The sequence below is a fragment of the Streptomyces griseicoloratus genome, from assembly GCF_014534645.1.
GTDB classification, from domain to species: Bacteria; Actinomycetota; Actinomycetes; order Streptomycetales; family Streptomycetaceae; genus Streptomyces; species Streptomyces griseicoloratus.
Map to the genome: position 1 here is coordinate 296,432 of NZ_JACVQF010000199.1, position 10,985 is coordinate 307,416.

Annotated in this window: 13 protein-coding genes; 7 read left to right on the forward strand and 6 right to left on the reverse strand. The window is 73.9% G+C overall.

All coding sequences use genetic code 11. The annotated features are described in order from the left end of the window. Positions 1-27: 27 nt before the first annotated feature. Positions 28-1,251: a 4-hydroxybenzoate 3-monooxygenase gene (locus H0H10_RS20440; RefSeq protein ID WP_188182456.1), complete on the forward strand. Its 1,224-nt coding sequence runs from the start codon at positions 28-30 to the stop codon at positions 1,249-1,251. A gap of 10 nt (positions 1,252-1,261) precedes the next feature. Here the strand turns inward: H0H10_RS20440 and H0H10_RS20445 are convergent, their stop codons facing one another. Further along, positions 1,262-1,621 carry an ArsR/SmtB family transcription factor gene (locus H0H10_RS20445; protein WP_188182457.1) on the reverse strand — a complete coding sequence of 120 codons (360 nt, stop codon included), beginning with the start codon at positions 1,619-1,621 and terminating at the stop codon, positions 1,262-1,264. Positions 1,622-1,690: 69 nt separating this feature from the next. Between H0H10_RS20445 and H0H10_RS20450 the strand changes: the two genes are divergently transcribed. Next, entirely contained in the window at positions 1,691-2,710 is a 1,020-nt protein-coding gene (locus H0H10_RS20450) for a cation diffusion facilitator family transporter (protein ID WP_309141847.1), read from the forward strand. Here the strand turns inward: H0H10_RS20450 and H0H10_RS20455 are convergent. Then, positions 2,707-3,267, reverse strand: a complete 561-nt coding sequence (locus H0H10_RS20455; RefSeq protein WP_188182459.1) for a YbaK/EbsC family protein — start codon at positions 3,265-3,267, stop codon at positions 2,707-2,709. The two genes, H0H10_RS20450 and H0H10_RS20455, sit on opposite strands and share 4 nt — an antisense overlap. A gap of 43 nt (positions 3,268-3,310) precedes the next feature. Continuing rightward, positions 3,311-3,883 carry a helix-turn-helix domain-containing protein gene (locus H0H10_RS20460; RefSeq protein WP_188182460.1) on the reverse strand — a complete coding sequence of 191 codons (573 nt, stop codon included), beginning with the start codon at positions 3,881-3,883 and terminating at the stop codon, positions 3,311-3,313. 97 nt (positions 3,884-3,980) lie between these two features. Between H0H10_RS20460 and H0H10_RS20465 the strand changes: the two genes are divergently transcribed. Next, positions 3,981-4,838 carry a DMT family transporter gene (locus H0H10_RS20465; protein WP_188182461.1) on the forward strand — a complete coding sequence of 286 codons (858 nt, stop codon included), beginning with the start codon at positions 3,981-3,983 and terminating at the stop codon, positions 4,836-4,838. Between the two features lies 1 nt (position 4,839). On the opposite strand, the gene H0H10_RS20470 is transcribed toward H0H10_RS20465, so the two are convergent. Next, complete coding sequence (locus tag H0H10_RS20470; protein ID WP_188182462.1) at positions 4,840-5,604, reverse strand: acyltransferase; 765 nt, start codon at positions 5,602-5,604, stop codon at positions 4,840-4,842. Between the two features lie 107 nt (positions 5,605-5,711). Here H0H10_RS20470 and H0H10_RS20475 point away from each other — a divergent pair, with 107 nt between their 5' ends. Then, a complete protein-coding gene (locus tag H0H10_RS20475; protein WP_188182493.1) occupies positions 5,712-6,245 on the forward strand; it encodes a gamma carbonic anhydrase family protein in 534 nt (177 codons plus the stop codon). Positions 6,246-6,260: 15 nt separating this feature from the next. Here H0H10_RS20475 and H0H10_RS20480 read toward each other — a convergent pair whose 3' ends face one another. Together H0H10_RS20480 and H0H10_RS20485 are read right to left on the reverse strand one after the other, a co-directional pair. Continuing rightward, positions 6,261-6,914, reverse strand: coding sequence for a DedA family protein (locus tag H0H10_RS20480; protein WP_188182463.1), 654 nt, complete (start codon positions 6,912-6,914; stop codon positions 6,261-6,263). 136 nt (positions 6,915-7,050) lie between these two features. After that, positions 7,051-7,488, reverse strand: coding sequence for a DUF4442 domain-containing protein (locus H0H10_RS20485; protein ID WP_188182494.1), 438 nt, complete (start codon positions 7,486-7,488; stop codon positions 7,051-7,053). A gap of 84 nt (positions 7,489-7,572) precedes the next feature. On the opposite strand from H0H10_RS20485, the gene H0H10_RS20490 reads away from it, so the two are divergent. From H0H10_RS20490 to H0H10_RS20500, 3 genes are all read left to right on the forward strand, one after another. Beyond that, positions 7,573-8,508 (forward strand): DUF8017 domain-containing protein, encoded by a 936-nt coding sequence (locus H0H10_RS20490; RefSeq protein WP_188182464.1) that lies wholly within the window; start codon positions 7,573-7,575, stop codon positions 8,506-8,508. 84 nt (positions 8,509-8,592) lie between these two features. Continuing rightward, on the forward strand, positions 8,593-9,618 hold the full coding sequence (locus tag H0H10_RS20495) for a DUF8017 domain-containing protein (protein ID WP_188182465.1): 1,026 nt from the start codon (positions 8,593-8,595) through the stop codon (positions 9,616-9,618). Between the two features lie 72 nt (positions 9,619-9,690). Further along, positions 9,691-10,985: MFS transporter (locus H0H10_RS20500; protein ID WP_223180134.1), on the forward strand; the 1,295-nt coding region annotated here is incomplete at its 3' end.

Genomic DNA, 10,985 nt, shown 5'->3' on the forward strand with positions numbered 1-10,985 from the left:
CCCTCGGGACGTCGACATAATGCTCGGGTGCCCCCCACGGACTCTCCCCTCAACTCCCCTGCCGGACAACGCTTTCCGGTCGTCGTCGTGGGCGCCGGACCGGCCGGGCTCACCGTCGGCTGCATCCTGCGCGCCGGGGGCGTGGACTGTCTGGTCCTGGAGACCGAGAGCCGCGAGGTCATCGAGCACCGGCCGCGTGCCGGGGTCGTCGAGGAGTGGGCCGTACGGGGGCTGGAGCGGCGCGGTCTGGCGCGGAACCTGCTGGAGCGGGCGCAGGTGCACGGCGAGTGCGAGTTCCGGTTCGCCGGGGAGCGGTACCGGTTCCGGTACGCGGAGCTGTCGGGACGTCACCACTTCATCTACCCGCAGCAGTTCCTCGTGACCGATCTGGTGCGCGAGTACGCGGACGTGCGGGGCGGGGAGATCCGGTTCGGGGTGCGGGACGTGCGCGTGCACGGTGTGGACTCCGGGCGGCCGTCGGTGTCGTACGTGAGCCCCGGATCGGGTGAACGCCGCGTCGTGGAGTGCGACTTCGTCGCGGGCTGCGACGGTGCGCGCGGGGTGACGCGGACCGCGATGCCGCCGGAGCGGGTCCGCGTCTCCCGGTACGACTACGGCGTCGGCTGGCTCGCCCTGCTCGCCGAGGCGCCGCCGTCCTGCGACTGCGTGGTGTTCGGCATGCACCCGCGCGGGTTCGCCGGGCACATGGCGCGCAGCCCCGAGGTGACGCGCTACTACCTCCAGTGCCCGCCGGGCGACGCCCCGGAGAACTGGCCGCACGAGCGGGTCTGGGCGGAGTTGCGGGAACGGCTCGGCGCGGCCGGCGCGCAGCCGCTCACGGAGGGCCGGCTGATCGAGAGGCGCGTCCTCGACATGCACAACTACGTGGTGGAACCGATGGCGTTCGGGCGGCTGTTCCTGGCCGGCGACGCCGCCCATCTCACCGCGCCCGTCGCGGCGAAGGGCATGAACCTCGCCCTGCACGACGCCTTCCTGCTCGGCGACGGGCTGGTCGCACGGCTGACGGAGGGCGACGACGGGGCGCTGGCCGGCTACTCGGCGAGGTGCCTGGCCCGGGTGTGGGACTACCAGGAGTTCTCCCAGTGGCTGTCGGAGGTGTACCACGGCACGGCGTCGGGCGACCCGTACCGCGCGGGCACCGCGCTCGCCCGGCTGCGCCGGCTGTTCGACTCCCCCGTCGCGGCGGCGGCGTTCGCCGAGCAGTACCTCGGCACGAGGACCACCGGCTGAGGAGACCGTCTCAGTCGTGCGGGGGCCGGTTGCCGAGCCGGTGGTCGGCCACGCTCAGTGCCTCGTCCAGCAGGCGGCGCAGATGTCCGTCGCGGAGCGAGTAGACGACCCGGCGGCCCTCCTTGCGGGTGTCCACGAGCCCGGCGAGCCGCAGCCGGGCCAGATGCTGGCTGACGGCGGGCCGGGCGGCCCCGCAGGCCTCGGTGAGGGTGGTGACGTCGGCCTCGCCGCGGGTCAGGGCGTGCAGCAGGGTGAGGCGGGTGCGGTCGCCGAGCAGGGCCAGGAGTTCGGCGGCGAGCGCGAACTGCTCCTCGCCCGGGGTGCGCGGATGCGCATCGTGCGCAGGTGACAGGTGCATGCGTGCGCTCATACGCACATAATGGCGCCGTGGGCGTCATGCGTCCACCCACCGCACCGGAGACACCGGAAGGGGATCCCCGTGAGCGACCGGCACCGCCACCACGACCACCACCACCCGGGCCCGCGTCACCGCCTCGCCCATCTCCTCGCCCCCCACTCCCACGACACCGCCGACCGCCTGGACCCCGCGCTGGAGTCCTCAGCCCGCGGCCTGCGGGCCCTGTGGGTGTCACTGGCCGTCCTCGGCGTCACGGCGCTGGCACAGGCGGCCGTCGTGCTGGCCTCCGGCTCGGTGGCGCTGCTCGGCGACACGGTGCACAACGCGGCGGACGCGCTGACCGCCGTGCCGCTGGGCGTCGCGTTCGTCCTGGGCCGGCGCGCGGCCACGCGCCGGTTCACCTACGGCTACGGGCGTGCCGAGGATCTGGCGGGCATCGTGATCGTCCTGACGATCGCCGCGTCCGCGGCCTTCGCCGCATGGACGGCGGTCGACCGGCTGTTCGACCCCCGCCCGGTGGCACACGTCCCGGCGGTCGCCGCGGCCGCCCTGGTCGGTTTCGCGGGCAACGAGTGGGTGGCCCGCTACCGGATCCGCACCGGCCGCGCGATCGGCTCGGCGGCGCTGGTCGCCGACGGACTGCACGCCCGGACGGACGGGTTCACCTCGCTGGCCGTGCTGCTCGGCGCCGGGGGCTCGGCGCTGGGGTGGCGGCTCGCCGACCCGCTGGTGGGGCTCGCGATCACGGCGGCGATCGCACTGGTGCTGCGGGACGCGGCGCGCGAGGTGTTCCGCCGGGTCATGGACGCCGTCGATCCGGCGCTGGTGGACCGGGCCGAGCGGGCGCTGGCCGAGGTGCCGGGCGTGCGCGGGGTGGGCGAGCTGCGCCTGCGCTGGATCGGGCACCGGCTGCGCGCCGAGGTGGCCCTCCTCGTGGACGGCGGGGCGACGCTCCGCCAGGCCCACCGTGTCGCCGTCGACGCGGAACACGCGCTGCTGCACGCCGTACCGCGGCTGACCGCCGCCCTGGTCCACGCCGACCCGGAACCGGACCCGGGGGAACCGGACCCGCATCTGGCGCTGGCCCACCACCTGTCCTAGACGGCCACCCCGAGCCCCTCCAGGACCACCGCGCCCGGCAGCTCCGCGAACGCCTTGCCCGGAACCAGCAGTTTGCCGCGCCGGCGTCCGCTGCCGACGAGGACGTACGGCAGGTCGACGACGGCCGAGTCGACCAGCACCGGCCAGCCCTCGGGCAGGCCGATGGGGGTGATCCCGCCGTACTCCATGCCGCTGAGGCCCGTGGCGGTGTCCATCGGGGCGAACGACGCCTTGCGGGCGCCGAGGTGGCGGCGGACGACTCCGTTGACGTCGACGCGGGTGGTGGAGAGCACCACGCACGCGGCGAGCGTGGTCTCGCCGCCCCGCTTGCCCGTGACGACCACGCAGTTCGCGGACTGCTCCAGCAGGTCACGGCCGTAGTGCTCGACGAAGACGGCGGTGTCGGCCCACTGCGGGTCGGTGTCGACGTAGACGATCTGCTCGGCGGGGACGCTGCCGCGCCAGTGGCGTACGGCGTCGGCGACCGGGCGGGTCAGCTCGTCGAGGCAGTCGGGGGCGGGCGTGGCGCTGTCGAAGTCTCCGATGGGTGCGTGCATGGCCGCACGCTAACAACACCGGGCCGCGCCGTGGACGGCCGTCTCAGCGGACGGGCGGCACCGAGACCGCCATGATCATCTCCATCGGTTCGTCGCCGTCGTTGCCGTACGTGTGCGGGGTGGCGGCCTCGAAGGAGGCGCTCGCGCCGGTCGGTACGCGGTGCGGCACGCCGTCGACGGTGAGCGTCAGCTCCCCGGCCGTCACGTGCACCAGTTCGACCGTGCCGGCGGGGTGCGGATCGGACGGGCTGCTCTCGCCCGGCATCAGCCGCCAGTCCCACATCTCCAGCGGGCCGGGGGCCTCGGTGCCGGCGAGCAGCCGGTTGTAGCTGCCGGCGTCGGTGTGCCAGAGGCGTACGGCCTGCTCCGCGGGGACGATCCGGACCGTGGGGCCCTGTGCGTAGTCGAGCAGGGTGGTGATGCTGACGCCGAGGGCGTCGCCGATCTTGACGACCGTGCCGAGGCTGGGGTTGGTCCGTGCCTGTTCGATCTGGATGAGCATGCCGCGGCTGACGCCGGCCCGTGCGGCGAGTGCATCCAGGGTGAAGCCGCGCTCGGTGCGCCAGCGCTTGACGTTGCGCGCCAGGGACTGGGTCAGCAGGTCGAGGTCCGACACATTCCGTCCATTGTTTTGGATGACATGGTGCAGTTCATTGAACTATCGTCGGCTGCACCCGATCGTTCACCGAACTGTACTGCGAGGCCACCGGACCATGACAGCGCTCTTCGCCCTGGCCACCAGCCTCCTGTGGGGCATGGCCGACTTCGGCGGCGGGGTGCTCACCCGGCGCACCCCCGCGCTCACCGTGGTCGTCGTCTCGCAGTCGATCGCGGTCGTCGTGCTCGGCACGATCGTGGCCGCCACCGGCGCCTGGGGCGAGGCGTCCCCGCGCCTGTGGTTCGCCGTCGCCGCCGGACTGGTGGGCCCGGTGGCGATGCTCGCCTTCTACAAGGCGCTCGCCCTGGGTCCGATGGGCGTCGTCTCGCCGCTCGGCTCGCTCGGCGTGGCCGTCCCGGTCGCCGTCGGACTCGCGCTGGGCGAGCGGCCCGGGGTGCCGCAGTTCGCCGGCATCCTGGTCGCCGTCGCCGGGGTCGTGCTCGCGGGCGGCCCTCAGCTGCGCGGCGCCCCGGTCCAGCGGCAGGCCGTCGTCCTCACCCTGGTCGCCGCCTTCGGCTTCGGCGCGGTGATGGCCCTGATCGCGGAGGCGTCGACCACGCTCACCGGTCTCTTCCTCGCCCTGTTCGTCCAGCGCGTCACCAACGTCACGGCGGGCGGCCTCGCGCTGTGGGCGTCGGTCCGGCGCGGCGCCCCCGCGCTCGCCCCGGGCGGGTTCCCGTGGTCGTCGCTGCCGGCGCTCGCGTTCGTCGGCCTCGCCGACGTCGCGGCGAACGGGACGTACTCCCTCGCCGCCCGCCACGGCCCCGTCACGGTGGCCGCGGTGCTCGCCTCGCTCTACCCGGTGGTGACCGCCCTGGCCGCCCGCGGGTTCCTCGGCGAGCGGCTGCGCGGCATCCAGGCGGCGGGCGCCGGCCTCGCCCTCGTGGGCACACTGCTGCTGGCCACCGGCTGAGTCAGGACTCGGCCTCGACCTGGGCGAGCCGCGCCACCGCCTCCTCGTCGAGCTGCGACAGCCGCCGCAGCTGCTCCGGCGTGACCCCGTCGGGTATCGGCACCGGAGCCGGCGTCCGCAGCGGCGGCTGCCAGCCGTCGGCGGGCGTCCAGCGCCGGACGACCCGGGCGGGCGCGCCCGCCACCACGGCGTGGTCCGGCACCGTGCCCCGCACCACGGCCCCCGCGGCCACCACCACGTTCCGTCCGATGCGCGCGCCCGGCAGGATCACGGCCCCGGTGCCGATCCAGCAGCCGGAACCGATCGAGACCGGCTCCATCCGGGGCCACTGCTTGCCGATGGGTTCGTGCGGATCGTCGTAGGAGTGGTTGGTCGACGTGACGTAGACGTACGGCCCGAAGTAGCAGTCGCTGCCGATGGTGACCGTCGTGTCGGCGATGACGTGGCTGCCGCGGCCCAGGACGACCCCGTCGCCGATGCGCAGGATCGGGTCCGGGCCGAGGTCGAGGTCGGGCATCAGGCCGGCGGTCAGCGTGACCTGCTCGCCGATGATGCAGTGGGCGCCCAGGTGGATCCAGGGCTCGCCGAAGACCGTGCCGAGCGGGAAGGCCAGCCGGGTGCCGGTGCCCAGCGCGCCGAAGCGGAGGCGTCCGGGGCGGTCGGCGGTGACGGAGCCGGTGCGCTGCACCCAGGCCCAGGCCGCGTGGACGGCCCGCTGCGCGAGGCGGCTCCGCCAGGACGAGAACGTGTTCTTGCGCTTCGGCACCCGCACACCGTACTCAGCGGGCGGTGCGGCGAAGTCGCCGGAGTGCTGTGATCTTCACCCCACCGGGTGGCGTACGGTGCCGTACATCACCCGACCAGGAGGCGATGATGACGCAGGAAGCGCTGATCACGGGCATCGGCGGCAAGGACCCGAAGGTGGACCCGGAGGCCTTCGTGGCGCCGACGTCCTCGGTCATCGGGGAGGTGACGCTGCACGCGGGTGCGAGCGTCTGGTACGGGGCGGTGCTGCGCGGCGACGTCGAGCGGATCACCGTCGGCGCGAGCAGCAACGTCCAGGACAACTGCACGCTCCACGCCGACCCGGGCTTCCCCGTCACGGTCGGCGAGCGCGTCTCCATCGGGCACAACGCCGTCGTGCACGGGGCGACCGTCGAGGACGACTGCCTGATCGGCATGGGCGCCACCGTGCTCAACGGCGCGGTGATCGGGGCCGGCTCCCTGGTCGCCGCCCAGGCGCTCGTCCCCCAGGGCATGGAGGTGCCGCCCGGCTCGCTGGTCGCGGGCGTGCCGGCGAAGGTGAGGCGGGAGCTGACGGAGGAGGAGCGCCAGGGCGTCACGCTGAACGGGACGATGTACGCCGAGCTGGCGAAGGCGCACCGCGAGGTGCACGAGCGGCCGTGAGGCTCGGTCGGCGGCTCAGTCGGCGGCCGGAACCGTCCCGGGCTCGGCCGCCGTGTCCTGTGCGGGCGCGGCCCGCTTGGCCTTGCGCCGGATCACCAGCATCGAGGCCACGCCGACCAGCACGGCGGCCACCAGCCCCAGCCACGAGAAGCGCTTCAGCCAGGACTCGGCGACGACACCGACGTAGTAGATGACGGCGGTGGTGCCGCCCGCCCAGAGGATGCCGCCGAGGATGTTGGCGGTCAGGAACTTCCAGTACGGCATCCGCAGCACGCCGGCGAGCGGGCCCGCGAAGATGCGCAGCAGGGCGACGAAGCGGCCGAAGAACACGGCCCACATGCCCCACTTCTGGAAGGAGCGCTCGGCGGTGGCGATGTGCCCCTCGCTGAAGTGCCGGGGGAACTTCCGGCCCAGCCAGGCCAGCAGGGGCCGTCCGCCCTTGCGGCCGATGGCGTAGCCGATGGAGTCGCCGATCACCGCGCCCGCGCTGGCGCAGCCGCCCAGGATCACCGGGTCGATGCCACCGTGCTGGGAGGACAGCAGGGCCGCGGAGACCAGGATGATCTCGCCCGGCAGCGGGATGCCCAGGCTCTCCAGGCCGATGACCAGTCCGACCACGGCGTACACGGCCACCGCGGGCACCGTGTCGAGCCACTCCTGGACGTGCAACGCCGGTCCCTCCGATTCGCGTCCCCGACTGATCCCGGGTTGGCCTCGGCCGAGGCCAACCCGGGAAGCCTACCTGGTCAGGGAAGCGCACCCGGGCCGGCCGGGGTGTGCCGCGGAGCACACGGGCGCATGCGGTTCAGCCGTTGGGGCGCAGGGTCCACACCACGGTCATCTCCCCGGTCACGGCGCCGTCCTCGCGCTGGATGGCGACGCTCACCGGGAACTCCGGCCGCCTGCCCTCGTCCAGCTCCGCGACGACCTCGGCCACCGGACGGCCGAGCGTCGCGGTGGCCGTGACCGGGCCCAGCGCGATCTTCTTGAAGGCGATCTCGGCGGTCACCGGCAGCGGTACGGCGCGGGAGAGCTGGTCGCCGAAGGCGGCCAGGACTATGGCGCCGCTGGCCGACTCGCCCAGCGTGAACATGGCTCCGGCGTGCGGTCCGCCGACGTGGTTGCGGTACTCGCTCTGGTCCGGGAGGGCGAGGACGGCCCTCTCCGCGGTGGTCTCCCGGTACTCGAGGTTCAGGGTCCGCACCATCGGGACCGTGGCGGCGAGCATCTCGCCGATCGACATCTGGTCTGCGCTCATGGCGGCAGGTTACCCATGAGTAGCATCCGGGGGCCAGACGCCCTCGGTGATCGCCGTATGCTGCCGCCCATGTGGCCAGGAGAGCAGTCGCCCACCGGGAGTCCCCACCCGCAGCAGCCCGATCCGTACCGGCAGCACGGTCCGTACGCCGGGCAGCCGCCCGCCCCTTGGAACGCCCCCACGGTCACGGCCCCGCCCCCGCCGTCCGGCGGGGGCCCGGGCCGCCACCGGACGAAGGCGGTGGCCGTCGTCGCCGCGGCGGCCGTCGTGGTCGCGGCCGCCGTGACCGGCGCCGTGCTCCTGCGCGGCGGCGAGGACGACGGGGCCGCGCCCGGACCCGCCCCGTCCTCGCCCTCCGCCGCCGCGTCCGCCGCCGCGGACCCGCGCGGCGGGGACGACGGCCTGAAGCCGACCGTCGCCGGCTGGAACGTGGTGGCCAACGCGGACCTCGGCGTCGCCTTCGACGTACCGGCCTCCTGGATAAGGCAGTCGCCGGACTGGGTCACCTACGTCGCGGAGGACGACGACCCCGACGACAAACCCCTGGTCGCCATGAAGGCCCCGGCCGTCCTCAAGGAGAAGTGGTGCTCCTCGGACGACGACCGGGACGGCTCGCCCGACCACACGCCCCTCGCCTCGGCGGGCACCCGCGGCAACGACGGTGCGCGCGGCACCGAGGAGATCGCCCGGTCGGACTCGGCGGCCTGGGTCTACGGGGCGTACGCCCAGCCCGCCCGCGAGAAGGTCACGACGGGCCCGGTGACCTCCTTCACCACCGCTTCCGGAATCACCGGCAGTGTGGCCACCTCGCGGTCCTTGGGGGTCGCGAAGGAGAACAAGTGCGACGGTGACGGCAAGGCCACGACGTTCGCGTTCAAGGCCGCCGACGGCGACCTCGTCTCCTGGTCGTTCTTCGGAGCCGCGGGCGTCGGGGAGGAGGTCCCGGACGCCACGGTCCGCAGGATCCTGCGCACCGTCAGGGAGTACACGCCCGCGGACTCCTGACGCACCGCGCGCCGCGACTTCGGTACGTCCCTGACAAGGCCCGGTGACCGAATCGTGTCCTGGACGGCACTAGGGTTGCTGCCCATGTGGCCAGGACAGCAGCCGCCCGGGGGCGAGCAGAACCCGCAGACGAACAACCCGTACCAGCAGCCGGGGTACCAGCAGCCGAATCCGTACCAGCAGCCCGGATACCAGCAGACGGGCCCCTACGGACAGCAGCCGCAGTGGGGCGCTCCCCAGCCCGCGGGGGCTCCCGAGCCGCCCCGGGGCGGCGGCGGTGGCGGCAACCGCACCAAGCTGGTCGCGATCGTGGCGGCCCTCGCCGTGGTCGTGGCCGCCGGTGTCACCGGGTTCCTGGTGCTCGGCGGCGACAAGGACGACACCGCGGACGACGGCAAGAACCCGACGCCGACCGCGACCGCGACGGGCGGCAAGGGCGACTCCCCGACCACCGGCCCCAGCCCGTCCGGCTCCGGCGACAACCCGCGCGGCGGCGGTGACGTGAAGGCGACCATCCCCGGCTGGAAGGTCGTCGCCAACCCGCGCTTCGGCACCATGTTCGACGTGCCCGCCGAGTGGGAGATCGACAGCACGGACACGAGCGTCGGCTTCGAGTGGGAGGAGAAGGACGGCAAGACGGACCGCACCACCGTCACCGCTCCCGCCTACCTCAAGTCCGAGTGGTGCACGAGCGACGACGACAAGGACGGCCGCGAGGACCACACGGCTCTCGCGACGGCCGGCACCCGCGGCGAGAGCGGCGCCAAGGACACCGACATGGCGGCCGAGACCCGCGTGCCGTGGTGGATCTACGGCGGCTACACGCAGCCGGACAAGAAGAGCGTGAAGTTCGGCAAGCCCAAGCCCTACAAGACGGCCTCCGGCATCGAGGGCAGCGTCATCACGGCGTACTCGCAGGGCACGCCCCAGAAGGGCAAGTGCGACACCGAGGGCAAGGCGATCACCTTCGCGTTCAAGAACGGCGCGGGCGACTTCGTCACCTGGAACCTGTACGGCGCCAAGGGCGTCGACGAGGAGATCCCGGAGGCGACGGTCCAGAAGATCCTCAGCACCGTGCGCCTCACCGAGGAACCTCCCACGGAGTCGTGAGGTCCCCGGACCCGGGCGGGGCCGGAATCGCGTTTGGCAAGTCGGCCCCGGCGCGGCGATAGTCACGGGGTGCTGTCCACGACCACTCCCCGCCGGCGCCCCGCCTGGGCGGGCCGCAACTACTCCCTGCTCACCGCCGCCGCCGTGATCACGAGCCTCGGCAGCAACGGCGCGCTGATCGCCGCCGCGTTCGCCGTGCTGGAGGCCGGCGGCGACGGCGGCGACGTCGGTCTGGTGGCCGCCGCCCGCACCCTGCCGCTGGTGCTGTTCCTGCTGATCGGCGGCGCGGTGGCGGACCGTCTGCCGCGGCACCGGGTGATGGTCGCGGCCAACGCCCTCAACTTCCTCTCGCAGGGCGCGTTCGCCGTCCTCGTCCTCGCCGGCGAGCCGCGACTGTGGCAGATGATGCTGCTGGCCGCGCTGGGCGGCACCGGTCAGGCGTTCTTCAGTCCGGCCGCCGAGGGCATGCTGATGTCCTGCGTCGACGGCGAACAGGCCGGCCGCGCCTTCGCGGTGTTCCGGATGGCGATGCAGGGCGCGGGCCTGGGCGGCGCCGCGCTGGGCGGGGCGATGGTCGCCGCGGTCGGTCCGGGCTGGGTGCTCGCGGCGGACGCGGCGGCGTTCGCGGTCGCCGGGGCGCTGCGCGCCTTCCTCGACGTCGGTCACATACCGCCGCGCGCCCCGGGGGGCGGCCTGCTCGCCGACCTGCGGGACGGCTGGCGGGAGTTCGCCGGGCGGCCGTGGCTGTGGGGCATCGTCGTGCAGTTCTCCATCGCCAACGCGGTGGTCGGCGCCGCCGACGCGGTGTACGGCCCGCTCGTCGCCCGCGACCACCTGGGCGGGGCGGGACCCTGGGGTCTGGCGCTGGGCTTCTTCGGAGCCGGCACGGTCGTCGGCGCCCTGCTGATGACCCGGTGGAAGCCGCGCCGTCTGCTGTTCGTCGGCACCCTGTGCGTCTTCCCGCTGGCCCTGCCGTCCGCCGCGCTCGCCGTGCCGGTACCGGCGGCGGCGCTGTGCGCGGTGATGTTCCTGACCGGGGTGACGCTGGAGGTCTTCGGCGTCTCCTGGATGACCGCGCTGCACCAGGAGATACCGGAGGACAAGCTCTCGCGGGTCTCGGCCTACGACTGGTTCGGCTCGGTCGCGCTGGTGCCGCTGGCCACGGCGCTGGCCGGCCCGGCGGAGACCGCCTTCGGGCGGACGGCTTCCCTGTGGGGCTGCGCCACGCTGGTGGTGCTGGTCACGGCGGCGGTGCTGTGCGTGCCGGAGGTGCGCAACCTGCGCCGCCGGTCGACGCCCGTCGCGCACAGCGTCCCGGAGCCGGCACCCGGCTCAGCCGATGCCGAACGCCCCGTCGGGAGGCACGG